25 protein-coding genes are annotated in these 23581 nt (G+C 68.6%); 14 read left to right on the forward strand and 11 right to left on the reverse strand.

The features are described 5' to 3' along the window. Together IT779_RS15700 and IT779_RS15705 are read left to right on the forward strand one after the other, a co-directional pair. The coding region (locus tag IT779_RS15700; protein ID WP_196150063.1) for an aldehyde dehydrogenase family protein at nucleotides 1-671 on the forward strand (671 nt) is incomplete at its 5' end. Beyond that, nucleotides 671-1096, forward strand: a complete 426-nt coding sequence (locus IT779_RS15705) for a DUF779 domain-containing protein (protein ID WP_232541805.1) — start codon at nucleotides 671-673, stop codon at nucleotides 1094-1096. The genes IT779_RS15700 and IT779_RS15705, both read left to right, overlap by 1 nt. A 97-nt stretch (nucleotides 1097-1193) precedes the next feature. On the opposite strand, the gene IT779_RS15710 is transcribed toward IT779_RS15705, so the two are convergent. Then, nucleotides 1194-2747 carry a succinic semialdehyde dehydrogenase gene (locus IT779_RS15710; RefSeq protein ID WP_196150064.1) on the reverse strand — a complete coding sequence of 518 codons (1554 nt, stop codon included), beginning with the start codon at nucleotides 2745-2747 and terminating at the stop codon, nucleotides 1194-1196. A gap of 193 nt (nucleotides 2748-2940) precedes the next feature. Here IT779_RS15710 and IT779_RS15715 point away from each other — a divergent pair, with 193 nt between their 5' ends. The 4 genes from IT779_RS15715 to IT779_RS15730 are packed head-to-tail and all read left to right on the forward strand — an operon-like array spanning nucleotide 2941 to nucleotide 6667. After that, complete coding sequence (locus IT779_RS15715; protein WP_196150065.1) at nucleotides 2941-5331, forward strand: sensor histidine kinase; 2391 nt, start codon at nucleotides 2941-2943, stop codon at nucleotides 5329-5331. Continuing rightward, nucleotides 5309-5704, forward strand: coding sequence for a roadblock/LC7 domain-containing protein (locus IT779_RS15720; protein ID WP_196150066.1), 396 nt, complete (start codon nucleotides 5309-5311; stop codon nucleotides 5702-5704). Before IT779_RS15715 ends, IT779_RS15720 begins: the two co-directional genes overlap by 23 nt. After that, nucleotides 5701-6075, forward strand: coding sequence for a DUF742 domain-containing protein (locus tag IT779_RS15725; protein ID WP_196150067.1), 375 nt, complete (start codon nucleotides 5701-5703; stop codon nucleotides 6073-6075). The genes IT779_RS15720 and IT779_RS15725 overlap by 4 nt, the downstream gene beginning before the upstream one ends. Next, entirely contained in the window at nucleotides 6056-6667 is a 612-nt protein-coding gene (locus tag IT779_RS15730; RefSeq protein WP_196150068.1) for a GTP-binding protein, read from the forward strand. Before IT779_RS15725 ends, IT779_RS15730 begins: the two co-directional genes overlap by 20 nt. Before the next feature lie 67 nt (nucleotides 6668-6734). Here the strand turns inward: IT779_RS15730 and IT779_RS15735 are convergent, their stop codons facing one another. Together IT779_RS15735 and IT779_RS15740 are read right to left on the reverse strand one after the other, a co-directional pair. Next, nucleotides 6735-7163, reverse strand: coding sequence for an NUDIX hydrolase (locus tag IT779_RS15735; RefSeq protein ID WP_332838820.1), 429 nt, complete (start codon nucleotides 7161-7163; stop codon nucleotides 6735-6737). A gap of 9 nt (nucleotides 7164-7172) precedes the next feature. Beyond that, entirely contained in the window at nucleotides 7173-7667 is a 495-nt protein-coding gene (locus tag IT779_RS15740; RefSeq protein ID WP_196150069.1) for a winged helix-turn-helix transcriptional regulator, read from the reverse strand. A 53-nt stretch (nucleotides 7668-7720) separates the two neighbouring features. Here IT779_RS15740 and IT779_RS15745 point away from each other — a divergent pair, with 53 nt between their 5' ends. The 3 genes from IT779_RS15745 to IT779_RS15755 all read left to right on the forward strand — a co-directional run bounded on the left by IT779_RS15745 (nucleotide 7721) and on the right by IT779_RS15755 (nucleotide 11274). Further along, the gene (locus IT779_RS15745; protein WP_232541806.1) at nucleotides 7721-8524 is read left to right on the forward strand and encodes an acyl-CoA thioesterase; all 804 of its coding nucleotides are present in this window, start codon (nucleotides 7721-7723) and stop codon (nucleotides 8522-8524) included. A 14-nt stretch (nucleotides 8525-8538) separates the two neighbouring features. Further along, on the forward strand, nucleotides 8539-9939 hold the full coding sequence (locus IT779_RS15750; protein ID WP_332838821.1) for an MFS transporter: 1401 nt from the start codon (nucleotides 8539-8541) through the stop codon (nucleotides 9937-9939). A 252-nt stretch (nucleotides 9940-10191) separates the two neighbouring features. Beyond that, nucleotides 10192-11274 (forward strand): NAD(P)H-dependent amine dehydrogenase family protein, encoded by a 1083-nt coding sequence (locus tag IT779_RS15755; protein WP_196150071.1) that lies wholly within the window; start codon nucleotides 10192-10194, stop codon nucleotides 11272-11274. 64 nt (nucleotides 11275-11338) lie between these two features. On the opposite strand, the gene IT779_RS15760 is transcribed toward IT779_RS15755, so the two are convergent. The 3 genes from IT779_RS15760 to IT779_RS15770 all read right to left on the reverse strand — a co-directional run bounded on the left by IT779_RS15760 (nucleotide 11339) and on the right by IT779_RS15770 (nucleotide 13175). After that, nucleotides 11339-11767, reverse strand: a complete 429-nt coding sequence (locus tag IT779_RS15760) for a nitroreductase/quinone reductase family protein (RefSeq protein WP_196150072.1) — start codon at nucleotides 11765-11767, stop codon at nucleotides 11339-11341. Between the two features lie 80 nt (nucleotides 11768-11847). After that, entirely contained in the window at nucleotides 11848-12798 is a 951-nt protein-coding gene (locus tag IT779_RS38800) for a M56 family metallopeptidase (RefSeq protein WP_196150073.1), read from the reverse strand. Next, nucleotides 12795-13175 carry a BlaI/MecI/CopY family transcriptional regulator gene (locus IT779_RS15770; RefSeq protein WP_332838822.1) on the reverse strand — a complete coding sequence of 127 codons (381 nt, stop codon included), beginning with the start codon at nucleotides 13173-13175 and terminating at the stop codon, nucleotides 12795-12797. Before IT779_RS15770 ends, IT779_RS38800 begins: the two co-directional genes overlap by 4 nt. Nucleotides 13176-13302: 127 nt before the next feature. Between IT779_RS15770 and dinB the strand changes: the two genes are divergently transcribed. Then, nucleotides 13303-14625 carry a DNA polymerase IV gene (dinB, locus tag IT779_RS15775; protein WP_196150074.1) on the forward strand — a complete coding sequence of 441 codons (1323 nt, stop codon included), beginning with the start codon at nucleotides 13303-13305 and terminating at the stop codon, nucleotides 14623-14625. Nucleotides 14626-14643: 18 nt separating this feature from the next. On the opposite strand, the gene IT779_RS15780 is transcribed toward dinB, so the two are convergent. The 4 genes from IT779_RS15780 to IT779_RS15795 form a co-directional block, all read right to left on the reverse strand. Beyond that, entirely contained in the window at nucleotides 14644-15486 is an 843-nt protein-coding gene (locus IT779_RS15780; protein ID WP_196150075.1) for a glutamate ABC transporter substrate-binding protein, read from the reverse strand. A gap of 10 nt (nucleotides 15487-15496) precedes the next feature. After that, on the reverse strand, nucleotides 15497-16690 hold the full coding sequence (locus tag IT779_RS15785; RefSeq protein ID WP_196150076.1) for a hypothetical protein: 1194 nt from the start codon (nucleotides 16688-16690) through the stop codon (nucleotides 15497-15499). 399 nt (nucleotides 16691-17089) lie between these two features. Next, nucleotides 17090-17767 (reverse strand): hypothetical protein, encoded by a 678-nt coding sequence (locus IT779_RS15790; RefSeq protein ID WP_196150077.1) that lies wholly within the window; start codon nucleotides 17765-17767, stop codon nucleotides 17090-17092. Nucleotides 17768-17933: 166 nt separating this feature from the next. Continuing rightward, entirely contained in the window at nucleotides 17934-18752 is an 819-nt protein-coding gene (locus IT779_RS15795; protein ID WP_196150078.1) for a class II glutamine amidotransferase, read from the reverse strand. A 279-nt stretch (nucleotides 18753-19031) separates the two neighbouring features. On the opposite strand from IT779_RS15795, the gene IT779_RS15800 reads away from it, so the two are divergent. Then, complete coding sequence (locus IT779_RS15800; RefSeq protein ID WP_196150079.1) at nucleotides 19032-19448, forward strand: Zn-ribbon domain-containing OB-fold protein; 417 nt, start codon at nucleotides 19032-19034, stop codon at nucleotides 19446-19448. Nucleotides 19449-19479: 31 nt separating this feature from the next. Then, nucleotides 19480-20622 carry a thiolase family protein gene (locus IT779_RS15805; protein WP_196150080.1) on the forward strand — a complete coding sequence of 381 codons (1143 nt, stop codon included), beginning with the start codon at nucleotides 19480-19482 and terminating at the stop codon, nucleotides 20620-20622. A gap of 194 nt (nucleotides 20623-20816) precedes the next feature. On the opposite strand, the gene IT779_RS15810 is transcribed toward IT779_RS15805, so the two are convergent. Further along, nucleotides 20817-22076 carry a KasA/KasB family beta-ketoacyl-ACP synthase gene (locus tag IT779_RS15810; protein ID WP_196150081.1) on the reverse strand — a complete coding sequence of 420 codons (1260 nt, stop codon included), beginning with the start codon at nucleotides 22074-22076 and terminating at the stop codon, nucleotides 20817-20819. Between the two features lie 148 nt (nucleotides 22077-22224). Between IT779_RS15810 and IT779_RS15815 the strand changes: the two genes are divergently transcribed. Both IT779_RS15815 and IT779_RS15820 read left to right on the forward strand, forming a co-directional pair. After that, nucleotides 22225-22674: an Rv3143 family two-component system response regulator gene (locus IT779_RS15815; RefSeq protein WP_232541807.1), complete on the forward strand. Its 450-nt coding sequence runs from the start codon at nucleotides 22225-22227 to the stop codon at nucleotides 22672-22674. A gap of 485 nt (nucleotides 22675-23159) precedes the next feature. Next, nucleotides 23160-23534 (forward strand): NADH-quinone oxidoreductase subunit A, encoded by a 375-nt coding sequence (locus tag IT779_RS15820; RefSeq protein WP_198428597.1) that lies wholly within the window; start codon nucleotides 23160-23162, stop codon nucleotides 23532-23534. The last annotated feature ends 47 nt before the right edge of the window (nucleotides 23535-23581 follow it).

Raw genomic sequence — 23581 nt, forward strand, 5'->3', positions numbered from 1 at the left:
TCGACAAAGCCATCGAAGGATTCGTCATGTTCGCCCTCAACCAAGGCGAAGTCTGCACCTGCCCCTCCCGCGCCCTCATCCACTCCACCATCTACGACGAATTCATGACCCGCTGCATCGAACGCACGAGGGCCATCAAGGGCGGCAACCCACTCGACGACACCACCATGATCGGAGCACAAGCGAGCAACGACCAATACGAGAAGATCCTGTCCTACATCGATATCGGCAGGCAGGAAGGCGCCCGCGTACTCACCGGAGGGGAAGTACGCAAGGTGGACGGACTGCCCGGCGGATATTACGTCCAGCCGACGATCCTCGAAGGCGCCAACACGATGCGTGTGTTCCAAGAAGAGATCTTCGGGCCGGTGGTCTCGGTGACGCGCTTCGACACCGTCGAGGAAGCGGTCCGAATCGCCAACGACACCCTCTACGGACTCGGCGCAGGCGTCTGGACCCGCGATATGAACACCGCCTATCGCCTGGGCAGGGCGATCAAGGCGGGCCGGGTGTGGACCAACTGCTACCACACCTACCCGGCGCACGCGGCCTTCGGCGGGTACAAGAAGTCCGGCATGGGCCGCGAGAACCACAAGATGATGCTCGACCACTACCAGCAGACCAAGAACCTGCTGGTCAGCTACTCGCCGACCAAACTCGGATTCTTCTGATGGCGGACCGGACCCCGCCGATGCGCCACCGGGTCCGCCGCGTCGACATGACCGACGCGGCGCGAGTCGTCCTGCGCCGCCTGATCGAACAGCACGGACCGGTGCTGTTCCACCTCTCCGGCGGCTGCTGCGACGGCAGCTCCCCGATGTGCTTGTCCACCAACGAGTTCCGGGTCGGCGGCTCGGATGTCCTACTCGGACACCTGGCCTGGCACACCGAGTTCTGGATGCTCGGCGACCAGTACGAACGTTGGAAGAACACCCACCTGACAGTGGACGCGGTCGAGGGGCGCGGCAGCGGATTCTCGCTGGAAGCGCCCGACGGTGTCCGTTTCGTCATCCGGTCGCGATTGCTCACCGAGGCGGAGAGCGCGGTGCTCGAGGCGGGTCCACCGCTTCGCACCGGCGCCGATCCTCTCGCCTGAGGCCCGGCGATGCGTCGAATCAGCTGCGTTGTTCGACCGCATCGTCTCCCCGCGCCGGCCGGCTCGCCGCAGACCGAGTCGGCCGGCCGCAGGGGTTTCAGCGACCGGGCAGGAACCGGATCGCGCGCGCCAAGGTCATCAGGGACCGCTGCCACAGCGCCCGCGAGATCATCGGCGGCGGATCCAGATTCATGAACCGGGTCACGACGACCGTCTGCGGTTCGGTGAACTTCAGCAGCCCGTCCGGGCCGTGGCGGCGGCCGACGCCGGAGCTGCCCATGCCGCCCATCGGCGCGGCGGTGGTCCCCCAGGCGGGCGCGTAGCCCTCGTCGACGCACACGGTGCCCGCGCGCAGTCGACGCGCGATGCGCTCGCCCTCGGACTTGCTCGCCGCCCACACGCTGGCGTTGAGCCCGTATTCGGTGTCGTTGGCCGCGCGGATCGCCTCCTCGACCGAGTCCACCGGATAGATCGAGACCAGCGGGCCGAAGGTCTCCTCGCGCGCGCACTCCATGCCGTCGGTGACCTCCGACAGCACGGTCGGCTCGTAGAACAGCGGACCGATATCGGGGCGCGCCTTGCCGCCGACGAGCACCTTCGCGCCCTTGGATGTGGCGTCGGCGACGTGTTTGGCGACGGTCTCGAGCTGCGCATCGGAGATGAGACTGCCGATGTCGGCGGAGAAGTCGTAGCCGGAGCCGAGCACGGCGGACCCGATGGCGGCGACGAACTTGTCGGTGAACTCGGCGGCGACCGCCCGGTCCACGTAGATGCGCTCGATGGAGATGCAGAGTTGGCCCGCGTTGGAGAAGCAGGCCCGCACCGCCGCTCTCGCCGCCTTGTCCAGGTGCGCGCCCGCGGTGACGATCATCGGGTTCTTGCCGCCGAGTTCGGCAGAGAATCCGATCAGTCGGCGTCCGCACCGCTCGGCGAGGTCGCGTCCGGTGGCCGAGGAGCCGGTGAACATCAGGTAGTCGCAGGAATCGACGATGGCGGTGCCGACCACGGTGCCCTGACCTGGCACCACGGCGAGCACCGCGCGCGGCACGCCCGCCCGATACAGCAGCTCGGCGGCGGCCAGTGCGGAGTAAGGGGTTCGGCTGTCCGGTTTGACGACCACGGCATTACCGGCGAGCAGGGCCGGAATGGCGTCGCCGATGGACAACAACATCGGATAGTTCCAGGGGGCTATCACCCCGACCACGCCCTTGGGCACCGGCGCCACCGACGCGCGGTTCAGAACGGGAAATGCGCCGCGAACTCCGCGCGGCCGCAGTAATCTCGGCGCGGTTCTCGCGAAATAGCGCGCCGCGAAGATCATCCCCATGATCTCTTCCTGCGCGGCCCACCGTGCTTTACCGGTTTCGGCCTGCAGGACGTCCATGAGGTCCTCGCGGTGTTCGACCACCAGCGCGCGGAATCGCTCGAACACCGCGGCGCGGTCGCCGACCGAGCGCGCGGCCCAATGCGGCTGGGCCGCTCGGGCTTCGGCGAAGGCGGCGTCGACATCGGCGACCGTGCCGACCGGCGTATCGCCGAGCGGTCGGCCGGTGAAGGTCTCGGCGATCTCGCGCCGCGCACCCGCCGCGGGATCGGCGACGGCGGCTACCGCGCGCAGCCGTTCGAAGACTTCTACTCGAGGAGCAGGCATTCTTTACTTCCTCTCGTCGCTGACGGCGCACACCGAGCTGAGGCTACTCGCCGGTAACAGAGTCATGCACAAAGCCTACTGCGCCATTCGGATTTCGATGCAACCGACTGCATATCCTTCAGCGCGTTGTCAATTCAGAACAATTCCCCGAAAGAGTGCCTCAAACAGCGACCGGGTAGGCTATTTTGGTCCGATGTTCATAGCGAGGCCCGGTGTCCGTGCCCGAATACTCGCGATCGCGCTGGTCCCGAGCCTGGTGCTGCTCGTCGGCGGCGTCGGCGCGTCCGGCTATCTGGTCGCCCAGGGCAAGCACGCCGAGGAATGGGCGACCGCGATGCAGCAGGTCATCGACCCGACCGTGGAGATGGTGCGCGCGGTCCAGGCCGAACGCCAGCTCACCCTGGCCCGCTTCGCGGGCGACGAGTCCGCCGCCGCGCAACTCGCGGCGGCACGCACCCGACTCGACTCGGCGTTGCGCTCCATCACGGCCGCCTCGCAGCCCCTGATGCGACTCGGACTCGATAAAGTCGACCCCTCTTACGACGCCAACCTGGACGCGATCGGCGAAATCGCCAAAGCGCGCGGCGCCATCGACGCCGGTTTCCTCGGTCCGCGCGAAACCTACGCGCTCTTCAACCAGTTGGGGGGCCTTGTCGCCAACGGCGGACGCATCACCCAGGTCACCTCCCCCGACGCCGAGGCGTCCGCGGAGCTGGCCGACGCGCGGTCGCTGACCTATGTCAGCGAGGCCTTGTCCCGCAGCAACGCCATCGCACGCGCCACACTGGTGTCCGCGACGCCGTTCGCCATCCCGCTGGAAGAATTCCAGTACCAGTCGGGCCTCTACCACGGGCAGATCGCCAGCATGATCGGCGACCCCGAATTCGGTCAGCGCGCCCGACTGGAAACGCTGGTCGCCAGTCCGGCCTGGCAGCGGGTCAGCGCAATGGAGAGCGCATTCGTCCAGCGCGCCCTTGCCACCGAGAGTGGAGTCAGGTCGAGCAACCTGCCAGCGCTGCCGATGACCAACGCGGAGTGGCAGGAAGCGGCGAACCAGATCAACGACGTGATCCTGGAAACCCTGAAGGTGCAGCACCTCAGCGCCCACAACCTCGCGGAGGCGGTCAGCAAACGCAACACCGAGAACTCGACGTGGGCGGGCGCGGGCGTGCTGTTGGTCAGCATCGGCGCGTTCGTCATCGCGATCCTGCTGGCCAACCGCGTGATCCGCAGGCTACGCAGGCTGCGCGCGGAAACCATGGCGCTGGCCGACGAGCGACTGCCCGACACCCTGCAACGACTGCGCGATGGCCAACCCATCGATCCCAGCGCCGAAGCCCCACCGCTGGACTTCGGTCACGACGAGATCGGTGAAGTCGCCAGGGCGTTCCAGCACGCGCACGCCGCGGCCGTCGAAGGCGCCGTCCGCGAGGCCCGCACCCGCGAAGGCGTGCGCGCGGTGTTCCTCAACATCGCGCACCGCAGCCAGATCGTGGTGCACCGCCAGCTCGAGATCCTCGACGAGGCCGAGAGCACCCAGGAGGATCCGGCCCTGCTGGATACCCTGTTCCGTCTCGACCACCTCGCCACCCGCGAACGCCGCAACGCCGAGAACCTCATCATCCTCGGCGGCGGCCGACCCGGCAGGCAGTGGCGCTACCCGGTGCCGCTGTTGGATCTGGTGCGCTCCTCGGTCGGTGAGACCCTCGACTACGCGCGGGTTCGAGTCGGCCGCGTCCCCGAGGCGCATGTCATCGGTACCGTCGTCGCCGACCTCGTACACCTGCTCGCGGAACTGGTCGACAACGCCACATCCTTCTCTCCGCCCCAGTCGAAGGTCGAAGTCACCGGCAATGTGGTAGGCAAGGGTGTGGTCATCGAAATAACCGACCAGGGCATGGGCATGCCCGCCGACGAACTCGTGCGCACCAACCAGATGCTGGGCAACCCGCCCGATTTCGGTGTCGCCACCCTGTCGGAGGACTCCCGCCTCGGCCTGTTCGTGGTCGCCCAGCTCGCCCAGCGCAACAACGTCTCGGTGCGGCTGAGCGAATCCGACTACGGCGGCGTCCGCGCCATCGTCCTCATCCCGACCGCGCTGCTCGCGGGTGACGCGCGCCCCGGTCGCCAAGCCGACCCCGTACCGTCGGAACCGGTCCGGCGCAATGGCAGGCACGCCGCGCCCGCCATCGAGACCGCGCCGCCGCAGGCCGAGATCGAGGCGCCCGCGGCCGTGCTCACCGCCGCGCCGCCCGCACCGCCCGTGTTCGCCCCCGAACCGCCGCCGGTGTTCGCGCCGGAACCACCACCCGCCCCCGCGCCGACGCAGGCCGCGCCGCGTACCGACCAGATCGGCCCGGACGGCAGGCCGCTGCTGCCGCGGCGCAGGCGGCAGGCCAATCTCGCACCCGAGTTGGCGAGGGACACCAAGACCACCGAGCCGGTCGCCGAACGCGAGCGTTCCGCCGAACAGGCCCGAGATCTGATGTCCGCCATCGAGAATGGAACCCGGCAGGGCCGCCGCATGCAGCTCGCCGACGAACAGGAACAGGAAGGCGACGGTGACCGCTCCCAAAACCGGTGATCTCAACTGGCTATTGGACGACCTGGTGGACCGGCTTGCCGGGGTTCGCCACGCCGTCGTGTTGTCCACCGACGGCCTGCTACTCGGCCGCTCCACCGCCATGAGCCGCGAGGACGCCGAACATTTCGCGGCCATGTCGTCGACGTTGTACGGTCTCGCGCGCAGCGCGGGCGTCCGCTTCGACGGCGGTGGCGTACGGCAGACGGTGATCGAACTCGATCGCGCCGTCCTGTTCGTCACCGCGGCGGGCGACAACGCCTGCCTGGCCCTGCAGGCGTCGGAGACGGCCAACCTCGGCATGGTCGCCTACGAGATGAACGTGACCGTGCAGCGTGTCGGCACCTACCTCTCGACGCCTGCGCGCCTGCCATGACGCGTCGGGGTGAGCCATGGTTCGATGACGCGGCCGGACCGCTGGTCCGGCCGTACGCACTGACTCGTGGTCGCACCATGGGCGCCGGTCAGGATCTGGACATCCTGACGGTGGTCATCGTTACGGAGGTTTCGCCGCCGTTACGGCGCACCGAACCCGAGTACGCACAGATCGTGCGGCTGTGTACCGTACCTCAGACGGTGGCCGAGGTGGCCGCCAACCTGAAACTCCCCTTGGCAGTGACCAAGATCCTCGTCGGTGACCTGATCGGCGAGGGCCATTTGATCTTCCGATCACCGGTGCAGGCGGAAACCGGACCCGGTGATCTCAACGTATTGCGAGCGGTACTGGATGGCATCAGAAAACTTTGACCCGGCTAACGATCCGAACAGCGGCCCGCATCTCGCGGCGTCGGTGAAGATCCTCATCGCGGGCGGTTTCGGCGTCGGTAAGACCACCATGGTCTCCGCGATCAGCGAAATCGCGCCGCTGCGCACCGAAGAACTCATCACCGAGGTCAGCACCGGCGTGGACGACCTGTCCGGCGTCGAGCAGAAGCACACCACAACGGTGGCGCTGGATTTCGGTCGCATCACCATCGACCGTGACCTGGTGCTCTACCTGTTCGGCACGCCGGGCCAGGACCGCTTCTGGTTCCTGTGGGACGAGCTGTCGAGGGGCGCGCTGGGTGCGGTGGTGCTCGCCGACACCCGACGCCTGAGCAATTCCTTCGCCGCGGTCGATTTCTTCGAACGCCGCGGACTGCCGTTCATGGTGGGCGTGAACTGCTTCGACGGCGCACCCCGCTACACCATCGACGAGGTCCGCGACGCCCTCGACCTCGACCCGATCACCCCCGTCCTGCTCTGCGACGCCCGCAGTCGCGAGTCCTGCAAGAACGTGCTCCTGATCCTGGTGCAACACCTGATCGAGCGCGCGGGCCGCGAACCGGTCACCACGTAGGTCCGAGCAGTCTCGACCACGTCCACAGTGGAATTCGGACGTGGTCGGGGCTGTTCGGACCTGCCGCTCAGTCGCCCACGGCGTCGAGGGTGCGCGCCGAGGACAGCAGGCCGTCTTTCACGAGGTCGTCGAACAGGAGTTGGTCGACGGGTGGCACGGTGTCGCGGTCGGCGTAGGTGAACCAGGCGAGTTCGTCGATTTCGCCGCTGGCGGTGATGGCGCCCGTGTAGTCGGCGGTGTAGCAGCTCATTCTCACGGTGTACGGGCCGTCGTCGGTTTCGTAGGTGCCGACGTGGGCGATGGTGTCCGGTCGGAGGGTGACGGCGAGTTCTTCCTCGATCTCGCGGACGAGGGTCTGCGGATCGGTTTCGCCGCCTTCGCGTTTGCCGCCGGGGATGTAGAAGACGTCCTTGCCGCGCGGGCGGGCGCACAGGATGCGGCCGTGCACGATGTGCACCCACGCGACCGTATCGATCAACACTCGCTGCTGCGTCACCGGCGCAGCCTATCGCGCGGGTCCGGCGGCGTTCCGTTCGGGAATCAGCGCCATGTCCTTGGCGCCCGGACCGAGGACCGGGCGTAGTTCGCGGGCCCTGACCCGTTCCCCGCATTCCGAGCACACGGGTTCGATGGTGGCGATATGACCGCATCGGATGTGCACGGTTTCCACCGGCGCGCCGTCCGGGGCGGCCCAGCGATCACCCCACTGGCGCATGGCGGCCACCACGGTCCACAGTGATCTGCCCTTGTCGGTGAGCAGGTAGTCGTAGCGGACCGGGTTCCGCTGGTATGCCTGCTTGGTGAGGATGCCGTGGTCGACGAGGCGGTCGAGGCGCTGGGTGAGGACATTGCGCGCGATGCCGAGGCGGTCGCGGAAGTCGTCGAATCGGGTCACGCCGAACAGCGCGTCGCGCACGATCAGCAGCGTCCACCACTCCCCGACCGCCTCGAGGCATTGGGCAAGCGAGCAGTTCATGTCCTCGAAGCTCGTCCGTCGCATACCCCCACAGTAGTCGGTTGCTTGAAAGAACTCACTCACCTACAGTGCGTTGCATGATGCAACTCACTTCACCGTTCGGGGCGGTCTTCGACCTCACCGAGATCGACCGGCACCGCTGGCGAGCCCGAGTCGACGACACCTGGCGGGGCTGGACCGGCCCGCACGGCGGCGTCATCGCGGGACTCGCGGTCGCGGCGGCCGAATCCGCCGTGGGCGACGAGGTCGCGGTGCGCGCGCTCGACCTGCGCTTCCTCGGCCGCCCCCGCGACGGTGAACTCACCCTGCGCGCCGAGCGCCACCCGGTCGGGCGCACCACACACGTGGTCGACATCGCCGTCCTACAGGACGAGGACACGGTCGCCGCGGCCTCGGTCACCCTCGGTCGCACCCGCGCGGGCACGATCGACGACCGATTCGACCGAACGGCCCCGCAGGTCCCCGCGCCCGACGCCTGCGCACTGTTCCGATTGCCCACCGATATCGTCCCGGCGGCCGCCCATTTCGAGATCCGCCCCGCCGCGGGCCCGCTGCCGCTCACCGGCTCCGATGAGACCTGCATGACGGTGTGGACCGCGCTCATCCCCGAGTTGCCCCTCGACGCGCCGTCGCTCGCCGTCCTTGCCGACGCGCTGCCGCCCGCGATCTTCCCCGCGCTCACCGCACCCGTCGCGGTGCCGACGGTGACCATGTCACTGCACGTGCACACCGACGACTTCGACCCGCTCGCCCGCCGGGCCCTGGTACGCGCGGCCAATGTCAGCACCGGCGGCGGATGGTCGGTGGACGACATCGATATCTGGGACGAGCGCGGCCGTCTGCTCGCCACCGCCCGCCAGAGCCGCCGAGTACTCGGCTGAACGGGGAAACGACCGTGAATACCGTTGTCACCGAACGCGCGAAGGCCGTCGACCACCGGGTGGTACTGGCCATCGTCTCGATCGGGGTGCTGCTGTCGAGTCTCGACCTGTTCATCGTCAATGTCGCGCTGCCGCAGATGGCGCTCGACTTCGAGGCCGACCTGTCCGGGCTGTCGTGGGTGCTCAACGCCTACGCCATCGTCTTCGCCGCGCTGCTGGTGCCCGCCGGGCGACTCGGCGACCGCGGCAGCAATCGCACCGTGTTCCTGCTCGGGCTCGTGGTGTTCGTCGCGGGCTCGGCGCTGTGCGCGGCCGCGTGGGATGTGCTGTCGCTGACCGGGTTCCGCGTGCTCCAAGCCGTGGGCGCGGCCATGCTGACCCCGGCCTCGCTCGGATTGGTGCTGGCCGCGACGCCGCCCGAACGCCGCGCGACGGCGGTGCGGCTGTGGGTCGCCTTCGGCGGACTCGGCGCCGCGCTCGGCCCGGTGATCGGCGGGCTGCTGGTGGAACTGGACTGGCGTTGGGTGTTCCTGGTCAATGTGCCGATCGGATTGGCGGCGGCCGCGTTCGGCCTGCGCAGGCTGCCCGATCCGCGCGGGGACGGCGGCCCGCTGCCCGACCTGGTCGGCACGCTGCTGTTCATCGGCGCGGTCGCCACCCTCGTCCTCGGCGTTGTGAAGGGCGAGGACTGGGGGTGGACCTCGGCGGGTGTGCTGCTGTCCTTCGCGGCCGCCGCGGTCTGCGCGATCGGCTTCGCGATCTCCTCGGCCCGCCATCACAGCCCGATCCTCGACCCGACGCTGCTCCGCGCGCCGAATTTCGGCCTGATGGCGGCCAATTCGGTGTTCTTCCAGATCGCCTTCGCCGGCATGCTGCTCACCGCGGTGCTCTGGACACAGAACGTGTGGGGCTGGTCGGCGCTGCGCACCGGACTCGCCATCGCGCCGGGACCGCTGGTCGTTCCGGTCGTGGCGATCCTCGCCGGACGGCTGATCGCCAGACTCGGCGCCGGACCGGTGATCGCCGCGGGCGGCATCGCGTTCGCGGCGGGACTGGTCTGGTGGGCGCGCGCGATCACCGTGCAGCCCGACTACGTCGGCGGCGTGCTCGGCGGCATGCTGATCACCGGACTCGGCGTCGGCCTGACCTTGCCGACCGCGTTCGCCGCGGGCACCGGCGGTCTGCCGCCGCAGCGCTTCGCCACCGGATCGGCGGTGCTGAGCATGGCCCGCCAGATCGGCCTCGCGATCGGCGTCGCGGTGGTGGTGGCGACGCTCGGTTCGCCCGTCGGCCCGAACGAGACCCTCGACGCGTTCCAGCGCACGTGGTACCTCACCGCGGCAATCGCGGTACTCGCCGCGGTGATCGGGCTCGGCGCGACGACCTCCGGTCGGGTCGCGCGCGCCGTCGACTGAGGGATCGGCGCACCGGTTCCAGAGCCGAATCGCCGGAACCGGGGCGTTCGACGGCGGAGGGGGACACCACCTTTTCGAAATCTTCTCTCGAAAATGCTAGATGCACTTACTGTCGCTGATACGGTAAGCCCGTACAGCAGATGCGTGGGATCGCCGCGCGACAACCTCCCGGCGTGCCGCGACGACACTTCGATCCGGGATCGCCGACGAGAGCCGCCGAGCTCATCGAACACATCGAGACAGGTGAAGACAGTGCGCAGAGTAGTCCAGTTCTCCACGGGCAACGTCGGGCGTCATTCGCTCCGGGCCATCATCGGCCGCCCCGACCTCGAACTGGTCGGAGTGCACGCCGCGAGCCCGGCCAAGATCGGGCGCGACGCCGCCGAACTGTGCGACTGGCCCGAACCCACCGGCGTGCTCGCCACCGACGACGTCGACGCGCTGCTCGCCCTGCGACCCGACTGCGTCGTCTACACCGCGCTCGCCGAGACCCGGCCGGTGGAAGCGCTCGAGGAACTCACCAAGATCCTCGCGGCGGGCATCGACGTGGTCGGCACCTCCTTCGTCTGGATGGCCGCGCCACGCCACGCCCAGGAATGGATCCGCGAACCGCTCGAGCAGGCCTGCGCGGCGGGCGGCTCCTCGCTCTACATCAACGGCATCGACCCCGGCTACTCCGGCGACACCCTCGTGCACACCGCGCTGAGCCTCGCGACCAGGGTCAGCTCGGTCACCGTGCAGGAGATCTTCGACTACGCGAACTACGACGACTACGAGTACACCGGCGCGTCCATGGGCTTCGGCTCCACCGAGGACGGCGAACTGCCGCCGCTGTTCCTGCCCGGCGTCGTGGAATCGATGTGGGGCGGGCCGGTGCGCAGCCTCGCCGACGGCCTCGGCATCACCCTCGACGAGGTCCGCCAGCGCACCGAACGCTGGTACACCCCCGAACGCATCGAATGCACCATGATGACCGTGGAGCCGGGGCAGATGGCCGCGGTGCGCTTCGCGACCGAGGGCGTGGTCGACGGCGAACCGGTGATCACCCTCGAACACGTCAACCGGCTCACCCCCGCCGCCGCCCCCGACTGGGACTTCCCGCCGGAGAACCACATCGGCGTGCACCGCGTCGTGGTGGACGGCGACCCGCGCGTCGAGATCAACACCCACGTCTCGCACCCGCTGTTCGACCCGACCGACGCGGGCTGCATCTCCACCGCCGCGCGCGCCCTGAACGCCCTGGACTGGGTGTGCGACGCCCCCGCGGGCCTCATCGCCGTCGAGGACGTTCCGCAGCCCGCCATCATCAAGGGCCTGATGTGGGGCCGGAAGTAGGCATCGCCCCGCCCGTAACGTGCGGTCGTCGACGGGTCCGCGTCGGATCGCGGACCCGGTCCGGTCAGGCGCGCCGCAATGCCAGTACGGGAATCGTGCGGACGCCCTCGGTCTTGCGCGCGTAGTCGGCGAATCCCGGATACCGCTTCGCCTGCTCGGAATAGATCCGGTCGCGGTTGTCCCCGGTGACCTCGTCCACCGTGACCGGATATGTCTCGGTACCGCGCTCGACCGCGCCCGCGCCCCCGCTGGTCAGGTTGTAGTACCAGGCCGGATTGCTCGGCGCGCCCGCCTTGGAGGCGAACAGGTAGATGAGGTCGGCGTCGCCGTCGTCGGCCATGTACATCAGCGGAGTCACCACCTCCCGGCCGCTCTTGCGCCCCCGATGGTGCAGCAGAACCATCGGCGCGCCCTCGAACGGGCCGCCCACCCGCCCCTCGTTCTCCCGGAACTCGGCGATTATCTTGGCATTCCAATCGTCTGCTTCGCTCATGGCCCCGATTCTCCCGGGGCGAGCGGATGGACGCGACTACCCCGCCTCGGCGCGGCGGCCGTGCCGCACGCGAGATCGCGTCAGTCGACGAGCATCCCCGCGAACAGGACGCCGAGGCTGATCTCGGACAGTCCGATCACGGTCGCGAGGATCACTCCGATCAGGGCGGTGCGATTGGTCGCGCGACGCATCGGGCCGACGGGTTCAACGAGCCGTTCCGCACGGGCCAGCACCGCCGTGCCCGCGGCGCCGAGCGCACCGGAAGGCGCGGGTGTCGCGGCGCCGAGCAGGGCGAGCAGGCCGCCGAGCAGCGGCGCTGGTCCGTGGTCGCGGGCGGCGCGGTCGTCGGCGCACATCTCGAGCAGGCGTCCGACCTCCACCGCGCCTTCGGTGAGCAGTCGCACGCCGGGCAGCGCCGCCGCCGTGCTGCGCAGGATGCCGGTCAGCATCGCGTGCCTGCCGCGCAGGTGGGCCCGTTCGTGGGCGAGCACGGCGGCGAGCTGCGCGTCGGTCAGCGCGTCGACGGCCGCGCTGGTGACCACGATCGTGCTCGGCCGCCCCGAGACGCAGTAGGCCTGCGGTTCCGGTGAGTCGAGCACGACCGCGTCGAGACCCGGCGCGCGCCGCCCCACCATGCGGACCGCACGGCCGTGTTCGTGGGTCTGCGCACGCAAGCGCGCCGCGACGCGCAGCACGTGCGCGACGACCGCGATCACGGCCACGGTGACCAGCGCCGAGATCACGAAGGTGACCAGTTTGGTGACCGTGCCGCTGTGCGGGTGCGCAGGCGTGGACAGCACCGCGTAGCACGCCTGCAAGGCGTCGCCGGGATGTCGCCAGATGGTCGCGAACTCCCGCACGAGCAGTCCGGCCGCGAGCGCCCAGCCACCGAGCGCACCGCCGATCGCGACGAGCCAGGCCGTCACCCCGAGCCGGGGCGCGACGCCGCGACGGGTGAGGCGGCGCAGCACCGGCGGACCGATCACGGCCACCACGGTCGCGTGCAGCATCAGCCCGAGCGCGACGTTCACTGCGCCTCGGGGGTCTTGCGCGCGGTGAGCCGCCGCAGCGCGGCGCGCAGGCCCGCCGATTCCTCCGCGCTGATCCGGTCGACGAAGTGGCTCAGCACCAGGTCCGAGCGCCCGCCTGCGCCGAGCGCCTCGAGCATGAGGCGCGCGCTGTGTTCCTCGCGGGTCAGCGTCGGCCAGTATCGGTAGGCCTTGCCCGCGCGTTCGCGCGCCAGCCAGCCCTTGCGGTGCAGGTTGTCCATGGTGGACATGACGGTCGTGTAGGCGATGTCGCGTTCGCTCGACAGCTCTTCGAAGATCTCGCGGACCGACGTGGTCTCCGCGTCCCGATCCCAGATGCGGTCCATGATGACCGCTTCCAGGTCCCCGAATCCACGCACCGTCCCGACTCCCTCACCACTGGTTCGAACACTGGCGTACCAGGGTACCCGGTCGGCCGGGATTGCTACGGAGTCGCGTCGTAGATTTTTCGAGGACGCGACACTTGTCGGCGGCTCATGCGAACATATGTTCGTGTCCGATTACCGCCGCCAACCCACCGGGTCGCGCGCGGACTCGTCCGAGCGGTCCGGAGCAGACGCGAATCGCCAGCCGTCCCGCCCCGAGCGCGCCGGAGGATCCGAACGACCCTCGATCACCGCCCGCGCCGAAGCCTCGATCCTGCACGCCGACCTCGACTCCTTCTACGCCTCGGTGGAGCAGCGCGACGATCCGCGGCTACGCGGCAGGCCCGTAATCGTCGGCGGCGGGGTCGTGCTCGCCGCCAGCTACGAGGCCAAGGCGTACGGCATCCGCACGCCGATGAACGGATCGCGCGCGCTGCGGATGTGTCCGCACGCGATCGTCGTCCCGCCGCGCATGTCGGCCTACTCCGAGGCGAGCAAGGCGGTTTTCGAGGTCTTCCGCGACACCACACCGGTCGTGGAGGGCATCTCCATCGACGAGGCGTTCCTCGATGTCGGCGGCCTGCGTCGACTCGCGGGCGAACCGATCGATATCGCCCGGCGGTTGCGGGCCCGCGTGCGCGACGAGGTCGGCCTGCCGATCTCGGTGGGGATCGCGCGTACCAAGTTCCTGGCGAAGGTCGCGAGCGCGGTCGCCAAACCGGACGGGCTGCGCCTCGTGCCGCCCGACGGTGAGCTCGACTTCCTGCATCCGCTGCCGGTCGAACGGCTCTGGGGCGTCGGCGAGGTGACGGCCGCGGCACTGCGCGAACGCGGCATCACCCGTATCGGCCAGCTCGCCCAGCACGGCGAGGCCGGACTGCGCGCGATCCTCGGCCCGGCAGCCGGGCGGCACCTCGCGGCGCTGTCGATGGCCCGCGATCCGCGCCGGGTCGACACCGGACGCAGGCGGCGCTCCCTCGGCGCGCAGCGTGCGCTCGGGCGCCGCGGGCGCGACCCCGAGGAGATCGAGGCATATCTGCACGGCCTGGTCGACCGGCTCGGCCGCCGCCTGCGCGCGGCCGACCGGGTATGTCGCACGGTGGTCCTGCGCTTGCGCTTCGATGATTTCAGCCGCGCCACCCGCTCGCACACCCTCGCCGAGGCCACCGACCGCACCGACACCGTCCTGTCCGCCGCGCGCGCCCTGCTCGCCGCCGCGATGCCGATGATCCGCGAACGCGGTCTCACCCTCATCGGAATCGCGCTCACCAACCTCGACGACGCCGATGCCGTCCAGTTGACGCTGCCGTTCGAAGCCCGCGCCGCCAACACGCTCGACGCCACCCTGGACGAGCTGCGCCGACGCTTCGGATCCGCCGCGGTCACCCGCGCCGCGCTGATCAATCGCGGTGAAGGACTCTCGGTTCCGATCCTGCCGGATTGACCGGGCGCACCGTCGATGTCACTCCGCTACTTTGTCCCGGCACGACCAGGAATTGATCTCCTGCTCCTTCGGGCGGAAGTCGTTCCACCGGTCTTTCAGGCCCTCGAATGTCTCGGCGAAGTCCCGGTGCCAGTCGTCGCTGGTCACATAGTCGAAAATGGCGCGCACCAGTTTTCGGCAATCGTCGCGATGTTTCTTGCCGATGCCGACTCCGTAGAAATTCGGCGAGCCGATGGTCAGGCCGGTCACCGTGAGCCATTCCTTCTGTTGCGCGAACCCGTACAAGATCAGCTGATCGGTCGACACCGCGTCCACACGGCGGTTCTCGAGGTCGCGAATACAGGTCTGCGCGTCGCCCTGCACTCGCGTGCGGACCTGGTAGCGCTCCAGCGCGGCGATCGAGGTGGTGCCCGTCCACGTGCACACGGTCTTGCCGTTCAGATCCTCGACGGTGTTCACCGGCGGACTGTCCTTGCGGATCAGGAAACCCTGATGGGTGACCGCGTACGGTCCGGCGAAGTCGATCTTCTGCATCCGTTCCGGCGTGATCGAGAAGGTCGCTATCACCAGGTCGACGCGCCCGTCCTCGAGCGCCTGCACGCGATCGTCGGAGGCGAGGTCGTTGAAGACGACATGCCTGTCGTCGGCGACGCCGACCTCCTTGGCGAGGTGATACGCCACCCGGATGTCGAATCCCGTGCGCTTGTAGGAATCCCACTCGCTGGTCCCCGGCTGATCGTTCTTGACCCCGATCACCACTCGACTCTGCTCGAACAAACTCGGGTGGCCGCATCCGACCGGCAGGAATGCCAACGCCACGAGCAGCGGCGCGATCAGACGTGCGCGCGCGGTGGTGAACATGTCTTTCCTTTCACAAGTCCTTCAGGATCGCCTTGTCGACATGGAGATCGACTTCGCAGCCCTTGTCGGTGGCCACGGCGAGGCGCAAGGTGACCGTCGCCTCGGTGCGGTCGAGCACAACGGTCGCCACCTCGTTGCGTCGCACTTGCACCGCACCGTCGACCAGCGGCCCGAGCACCTGCGAGCCGCCGGTCGCGGTCAGACGAATCATGGTGCGCGGCACGCACATCTGGTCACGGTGAGATTCGGACAGCCGGAAGTCGATCACCAGATGCGAGCGTTCCAATGGCCCGTCCAGGGTGAGGGTGTGTGCGCTGTCCGGCCCGAGGGGTTCATCCGAGGACTGCCGAACTCGTCCGGTGGCGTCGATATCGCCGTGGTCGGATGCCCAGTCCAAGCGCAGTGCGCCGACCATGATCGAGACGATGACGGCCGACATCACGAACCAGCGCGGGCGGCCCCGCACGAGCGGAAGGGACAGGCCGGCGATGAGCGCCAGAACAACGGGGACAAGGTAATCCGCCATCTGCCTGCCACTGCCCGGCAGGTCGTCCACGAACGCCGCGCCCAGCACCACCAGCGCCAGAGCGGGCAGAATCAGATACCGCGCATCCTCGATGCTCACCGTCACATTCACGAGGCTGCCGACCGTGACATTGATCTCCCCGGCGCGGTTTCTGCCGAGGTGAATGAGACCTACTCGCCTAGGTCCGCGCCGTGTGGAGGCGGCGGGCCTGGCTACGGGCGCTCGCCGCGGATCGCCCGGTGGATCCTTGGTCCCGGCCCGGACGTCCTCGATTTCGATCGCGCCCTCGACGACACCGTCGGTTATCCGAACACCCGATCCGGTCGAGTCGACGTCCGTGACCGAGATGCCCGCGGCACGGGGCCTTTCCAGAATCACTCCGACCACTTCGGCATTCGCGGATGCCACCCTGGCATGCGCGACCACGATCAAACTCTGCGCCGCATAGAGCAATTCGCGATTCCGACCGACACCCGCCCCCGCCAGCGCGGCAGACAGCGCGCGGCGCCCCGAATCCGACCCCGGATTCCGTTCGACCGCGGCCAGATCGATCGCCGGATACCGTTCGGCGATCATCGCCTTCACGGCCTGATAGGCGACAGACACCTGCGCGTCTCCCATGCCCGCCGCCCCGACCGCTATCGCGCGGGCCACGATCCCGTGCACCGTCTCCGACACGCTCCCCCTCCAGTTCCGGTGTCTCGCACCACGAATACCTCCCCCGACGCGGATACTACGGCACCTACGCGAATATCACGCGGCGATGCGCGGGCGCGGACCTCGGCCCGCGCCGCGATTCGAACCCGCCTGCCCCACGGCCGATCCGGTCGATATCCGCAGCCAGGTCGGAACAGTGTTCGCGTTCCCCATTGTTCAGGTTATCGGCGAGACCGAGGAATCCCACGTCTGTGAACTGTTTCGTAATGTTGTCGGCCACTCCGCCGAGTCGATGCGCGGAACCGAATGCACATTCTCCGGCGGCATGTTGCCGGTCCGTGCGTGACCCGAGAATCCGAGATATCCGGAATTCGCCGTCGAACCGCCCCGGAAAAAGGGGCCTTGCACCCCGGCCGAACCTCAGCAGTTCGGCTGGAAGGGGTAGCAGCCTTGCCGAGTGGTCGTGGTCGGAGCGGGTGGCGGGACCGGCGCCGGGGGGATCGACGCGGATGGTGCGGGCGGGGACGGCGCTTGGCTGGTTCGCGGCGCGGGTGGAGGTATGACCGGCGCCTCGACGGTCGTAGCGGTGACGGTCTGGTTGCCGGGCGGCTCCTGGGAGACGCCGTCGCGCGCGAGCAGCCAGATCACGCCGCCGATCACCGCGAGCACGACGACCGCCGCGACGATGACGATCAGCGGCGCGATTCGCCTACGCGCGGGCGCAGGCGCGGCCGCGGCTTCGGCCTGCGTGTCGGAGATGCCGCCGGGCAGACCCTCGGGAGCCTCGATCGTTTCGGAGGCCGACGCGGGCGGACCGGGAGGCGGGGCGATCGTCGCACCCGAGGGCGGTGCGGCGGGCGAGTCGACCGGCGGCGGCGCGGACACCGGGTCATCCACGGGCGTAGCCGCCAGTGGATTGCCGGGTGCGACGAGCGGGCGCGAAGGCAGCGGCGCGGCAGGGGTGTCGGGGCGCGCGGGAATGAGCGGCGGATCCGCGGGGGGCGGCGCGTTTTCGGCGGGGTCGGTGTCCGCCGCGGGCTCGCCCGACGATTTCGCGGGACGACTGGACTCGGGACCGACCGGTGGCTGTGCGGACAATGACCTCTCCGGAGCGCGCGAAAACAGGGGCGACACCGGACATTACGCAGGTTCGGGCACAAGCGTACCGGCAGGGGGCGCGGAACCGGCCGAAAGCCGCTCGGAATACAGGATTTTCCGAGGTAGCGGGAACAGGTTCGAACCCGCGCCGAGTCGTCGCGGCGACTCAGGGCGCGATCGGCTGGAACGGACGCAATTCGTCGTGCCCCGAACGGACCACGCCCGCCGAGGATTCCCGCACCTCGTGCCACGCTCCAGGCAGGTCACGCAGCGGCTCGGACACCACGAAACGCGCTTCGGCGCCCAGTTCACGCAGCGCCTTCACCTCGGGATGCAGTGCGCGCACCTTGTCGACGTCGTTGGAGTAGAACAGCGAACGCGACTGCCGCAGCGTGGAGTAGCGGAAGAACCACATGGATTCGCCGTCGGTGGTCGCGACGGTCATCTGCACGGAGTCCTCGACGCGGTGTTCCCGTGCGACCTGTTCGACGAGTCCGACGGCGCGGGCGACGGCGGTGAACGGATCGTCGGTGAGCCCGAAGGTGAGCGCGAGGTAGAACAGCACCTCGGAGTCGGTGGAGCCTTCGATGTCGGCGAACATCTCGGGGGCGACGGCGGTCACGAGGTCGCGTTTGTAGCCGTGGAAGCCGTGCAGCGCGCCGTTGTGCATCCACAGCCAGTTCCCGTACCGGAACGGGTGGCAGTTGCTGCGCTGCACCGGGGTGCCGGTGGAGGAGCGCACGTGCGCGAAGAACAGCGAGGTGCGCACCTGGGCCGCGATCTCGCGCAGGTTGCGGTCGTTCCACGCGGGTTCGATGTTCTTGAACACCGCGGGGCGTGCGCTTTCGCCGTACCAGCCGATGCCGAATCCGTCGCCGTTGGTCGTCGTCGCCCCGAGTTCGGAGTGCAGGCTCTGATCGATCAGCGAGTGCACCGGCCGGAACAGCAGGTCCTCGGCCAGCAGGGGCTCACCGGAATAAGCCATCCACCTGCACATACATCGATTGAACCACTTCCGGGGGCATCGGGGCCAGCATCGAAGGGGACCCCACCCGGTCCACGTTCCCGCTCGACGGTTGACGCTACCCCCGCCCCATGGAAACCTGTATTCTCCAAATGAGAATATGATTCTCTAACTGAGATAACGGATGAACATCGTCAGGGTCCCAGTGCCCGCCTCCCGTGCGGAGCGGGCACGGATCGCGGATGTCCGTTCGTCGGTGCTCACCGAACCGACAGCAGAACAGCGACACAGGAGGACGAAGTGGCGATAGCGTTGGCGCCGGACGTTTCGACGTGGCCCGAAGAGAACCCGCAGCTGATAGGAAGCCGCTGCAACCAGTGCAGCGCCACCACCTGGCCCCGCCAACAGCGATGCCCGCAATGCAGCGGCGACGACCTGGCCGAGATCAAACTGCCCCGCACCGGAACCCTGATCGCCTGGACCACCCAGGGATTCGTGCCCAAACTGCCGTACGCGGGCAAGGAGAACGCCGACAACTTCCAGCCGTTCGGCATCGGCCTGGTCCAGCTCGGCGACGTGGTCCGCGTGGAGACCCGCCTCACCGAGAGCGATCCCGCCGTCCTGAAGACAGGGATGGACGTCGAGCTGACCTTCGTCCCCCTGTACGTCGACGACTCCGGCGAAGAGGTCATGACCGTCGCCTTCAAGCCGGTCTGACGGCCCGGACACCACAGCAGAGGAGAGATCTATGAACGACGTTGCCATCATCGGCGTCGGTCTGCACCCGTTCGGCCGCTTCTCGAAGACGGCCATCGAGATGGGCGCCGAAGCCATTCAGCTCGCGCTCGAGGACGCGGGCGTGCAGTGGAAGGACATCCAGTTCGGATTCGGCGGCAGCTACGAGGTGAGCAACCCCGACGCCGTCACCCGCCTGGTCGGTCTCACCGGCATCCCGTTCACCAACGTGTTCAACGCGTGCGCCACCGCCGCCAGCTCCATCGAACAGACCGCGGAGGCGATCCGCTCCGGCCGCTACGACATGGGCATCGCGGTCGGCATGGACAAGCATCCGCGCGGCGCGTTCACCGACGACCCGGCCAAACTCGGCCTGCCGTCCTGGTACGCGGAGAACGGCCAGTTCGTCACCACCAAGTTCTTCGGCATCAAGACCAACCGCTACCTCGAACAGCACGGCATCTCGCAGCGCACCCTCGCCAAGATCGCCGCCAAGAACTTCCGCAACGGCGCGCTCAACCCGAACGCGTTCCGGCGCAAGCCGATCTCCGAGGACGAGATCCTCAACTCGACGATGCTGAACTACCCGCTCACCCAGTTCATGTTCTGCGCGCCCGACGAAGGCGCGGCCGCCGTCGTCATGTGCCGCGGCGACCTGGCGGCCCGCTACACCACCAAACCCATCTACCTGCGCTCCAGCGCGATCCGCACCCGCCGCTACGGCGCCTACGAGGTGCACAGCACCTGGGCCGCGGTCGACGAGGACGTCTCGCCCACCGTCTACGCCTCCCGCGCCGCCTACGAGACCGCGGGCATCGACCCCTCCGACGTCGACGTGATCCAACTCCAGGACACCGACGCGGGCTCGGAGCTGGTCCACATGGCCGAGAACGGTTTCTGCAAGGACGGCGAACAGGAGAAACTCCTCGCCGAAGGCGCCACCGAAATCGGCGGCCGCCTGCCCGTCAACACCGACGGCGGCCTCATCGCCAACGGCGAACCCATCGGCGCCTCCGGCATCCGCCAGGTCTACGAACTGGTTCAGCAGCTGCGCGGCCAAGCGGGCGACCGCCAGGTCCCCGGCAACCCCAAGGTCGGCTACGCCCAGGTCTACGGCGCCCCCGGCACCGCCGCCGCCTCCATCCTCACCACCTGATTCATCCCGGCGACCCGGCCTCCGCCACGGCATTCACCACAGGCCGTGGCGGAGGCCGGTCACCGGACTTCATCGCGTTGCCTTCCGAACGATCGCCGCGCAGGTCCCCGCCCGCACCGAGGCCGTCATCGGATCGCCGAATGTCCGTGCCCGATCACCACCGGTATGTGCCCGCATCACACGGCGATACCGGCTCAGTAGCGGCCGAAGGCGAGGGCGACGTTGTGGCCGCCGAAGCCGAAGGAGTTGTTGATCGCGTAGTCGAGGCGGGCGGGGCGAGGAGCGCCGGTGACTATGTCGAGGTCCACCTCGGGGTCCTTGTCGTCGAGGTTCAGGGTCGGTGGGATGACCTGGTCGCGCAGGCTCAGCACGGTGAGCACGGATTCGAGGGCGCCTGCGGCGCCGATGGAATGGCCGAGCGCGGATTTGGGGGCGTAGACCGCGGCGTGGGCGCCGATGGCGCGGGTGATGGCGTTGGCTTCGGCGATATCGCCGATCGGGGTGCCGGTCGCGTGCGCGTCGACGTGCGCGATGTCCTTGTCGGCCAGGCCCGCGACCCGCAGTGCTCGGGTGATCGCGCGTGCGGCGCCCGCGCCTTCGGGGTCGGGCGCGACGAGGTGGTAGCCGTCGGAGGTGATGCCGCAGCCGAGCAGTCTTGCGTGGATGGTGGCGCCGCGGGCTCTGGCGTGCTGTTCGGTCTCGACGACCATGAGCGCTCCGGCTTCGCCGAAGACGAATCCGTCGCGAGCGGTGTCGAACGGGCGCGACGCGGCCTTCGGGTCGTCGTTGCGCGTGCTCAAAGCGCGCATCATCGCGAACGCGGCCATCGGGACCGGGCCGAGGCAGCCTTCGACGCCGCCGGTGACGACCATGTCGGCCTCACCCATCACGATCATCTGCCAGGCGCGGGCGATGGCCTCGGATCCCGACGAGCACGCCGAAACCGGCGTCACCACACCGGCGCCCGCCTTCAGTTCGAGTCCGATCACGGCCGCGGGCCCGTTCGGCATCATCATCTGCACGGCCAGCGGCGAGACTCGCCGGTAGCCGTCGGCGCCGAGGGTGTGGTGGGCGTCGACTATCGCGTCGCTGCCGCCCTGGCCGGTTCCGACCGCAACCCCGAGCCGGTTCCGGTCGATGTCAGGGCTGCCCGCATCCGACCAGATCCGGCGACCGAGCACGGTCGCCAGTTGTTCCACATCGGCCAGGCGACGCATCTCCACGCGAGTCAGCAAGGTCTCCGGTCGGACCTTCAACGATCCGCCGATCCGCACCGGAAGCTCGTGCTCGGCCACCCACGGCTGCTCGAGCCGCTCGATGCCGGACTCCCCCGCCAACAACCCCGCCCAGGTGCCCTCGACATCACCGGCGATCGATGTCGACGCCGCCAACGCGGTCACCACCACATCGGGGAACCGGCCGTCGACGGCGAACGGATTGCGAACCTGCGCCACGCGCCCTCCTTCTCTCAGATCTCTCGAACTGCGGGGCCGTATCAGCCACGCCGCGATCTTCTACCATGTCGGCGCGCCCGAGGCGCGGCTCACCGGTCCGCAGCCGTAGACCCCGCGATCCGACGCGCGGGAATCCTTCTCCGTCAACATGCCACGGGCGGCGCGGTCGCGGACGTACCATCCGATCGTGGCCGATTCGAATCGTTCCACCCCACTGCGGGTGCTGGTCTACAGCAACGACGCCGACACTCGGCGCCAGGTGATCCTGGCGCTGGGCAAACACCCGCATCCCGAGCTACCGGCGCTCGAGTACGTCGAAATCGCTACCGCGCCGGTGGTGATCGAGCACATGGACGCGGGTGGTATCGACCTGGCCATTCTGGACGGCGAGTCGACTCCGGCGGGCGGGCTCGGTATCGCCAAGCAGCTCAAGGACGAGATCGCCGAGTGCCCACCGGTGCTCGTGTTGACGGGTCGTCCGGACGACGCGTGGTTGGCGAATTGGTCGCGGGCCGAGGCCGCGGTGGCTCATCCGATCGATCCGATGCGCCTCACCGCGGCGGTGGTCGACCTCCTGCGCTCCCACATCGCCGCCTGATCAATAGCCGATAGGCATCGGATGGTTCGTGGCGCGCCCACACCGCGCGTGCGCGACCGATGAGAACTCGTCACCAATGGCGAATCCTCCCGGCGCGAATTCGAACACGGCTCCACAGCGCCAACCCTCTTCGATAGGCGTTGGATATCAACACCCCAGAATGACCATGGCGGCATCATCGCTGACCAACCCCCATGAACGTCACGTGACGCGATTCCTCGATTACCTCCGTTTCAGTCATGAATCCCGGTCGCGAATTCGATCAAACACCCCAGGCGAAAGAAGTCGCCCGTTCGAGACCCGGCGGTAATCTGTGCTGTAGCTCACACGAGTGCGAGTCCGGTATGAATTCGCATGCCCGGATTCCGCTGACTCACGCCGCGCGGAGCGAGGCCATGGGGCGAGTCCGGAACCCGCACCAAGCCGTCACCCGTCCCGGCGTCGAGGCGGGGCCGCTCGTAAGGAGGGCAAGCGCAGTCGTGAACATGGAGTTCCCCACTCTCGTCCTCGGCGGGATCGCCGCCGCGTTCGCCGTATTCTCGGTGATCGCGGCGTCGCTGATCGGCCCGAAGCGCTACAACCGGGCCAAACTCGAGGCCTACGAATGCGGTATCGAACCGACCCCGCACGCCGTCGCGGGCGGGCCGGGAAACGTTACCGGACAACGCTTCCCGGTGAAGTACTACCTGACCGCCATGCTGTTCATCATCTTCGACATCGAGATCGTGTTCCTCTACCCGTGGGCCGTCCACTTCGACGCGCTCGGTGTCTTCGGATTCGCCGCGATGGCGTTGTTCATCTTCAACGTCTCGGTGGCCTACGCCTACGAATGGCGCCGCGGCGGTCTCAGCTGGGACTGACGAGCACGCCGAATCCGTCCCCAAGCCCCACCTTTCGAGAGTGAGAA

This window comes from Nocardia bovistercoris (genome assembly GCF_015674855.1).
In the GTDB taxonomy this organism is placed as follows: Bacteria; Actinomycetota; Actinomycetes; order Mycobacteriales; family Mycobacteriaceae; genus Nocardia; species Nocardia bovistercoris.

Excerpts from the sequence above, each read along its gene's own strand:
- IT779_RS15705 (WP_232541805.1), top strand. The coding sequence starts at position 671 with ATGGCGGACCGGACCCCGCCGATGCGCCACCGGGTCCGCCGCGTCGAC.
- IT779_RS15710 (WP_196150064.1), bottom strand. The coding sequence starts at position 2,747 with ATGCCTGCTCCTCGAGTAGAAGTCTTCGAACGGCTGCGCGCGGTAGCC.
- IT779_RS15715 (WP_196150065.1), top strand. The coding sequence starts at position 2,941 with ATGTTCATAGCGAGGCCCGGTGTCCGTGCCCGAATACTCGCGATCGCG.
- IT779_RS15725 (WP_196150067.1), top strand. The coding sequence starts at position 5,701 with ATGACGCGTCGGGGTGAGCCATGGTTCGATGACGCGGCCGGACCGCTG.
- IT779_RS15730 (WP_196150068.1), top strand. The coding sequence starts at position 6,056 with ATGGCATCAGAAAACTTTGACCCGGCTAACGATCCGAACAGCGGCCCG.
- IT779_RS15740 (WP_196150069.1), bottom strand. The coding sequence starts at position 7,667 with ATGCGACGGACGAGCTTCGAGGACATGAACTGCTCGCTTGCCCAATGC.
- IT779_RS15745 (WP_232541806.1), top strand. The coding sequence starts at position 7,721 with ATGATGCAACTCACTTCACCGTTCGGGGCGGTCTTCGACCTCACCGAG.
- IT779_RS15760 (WP_196150072.1), bottom strand. The coding sequence starts at position 11,767 with ATGAGCGAAGCAGACGATTGGAATGCCAAGATAATCGCCGAGTTCCGG.
- dinB (WP_196150074.1), top strand. The coding sequence starts at position 13,303 with ATGTTCGTGTCCGATTACCGCCGCCAACCCACCGGGTCGCGCGCGGAC.
- IT779_RS15780 (WP_196150075.1), bottom strand. The coding sequence starts at position 15,486 with ATGTTCACCACCGCGCGCGCACGTCTGATCGCGCCGCTGCTCGTGGCG.
- IT779_RS15795 (WP_196150078.1), bottom strand. The coding sequence starts at position 18,752 with ATGGCTTATTCCGGTGAGCCCCTGCTGGCCGAGGACCTGCTGTTCCGG.
- IT779_RS15805 (WP_196150080.1), top strand. The coding sequence starts at position 19,480 with ATGAACGACGTTGCCATCATCGGCGTCGGTCTGCACCCGTTCGGCCGC.
- IT779_RS15815 (WP_232541807.1), top strand. The coding sequence starts at position 22,225 with ATGCCACGGGCGGCGCGGTCGCGGACGTACCATCCGATCGTGGCCGAT.
- IT779_RS15820 (WP_198428597.1), top strand. The coding sequence starts at position 23,160 with ATGGAGTTCCCCACTCTCGTCCTCGGCGGGATCGCCGCCGCGTTCGCC.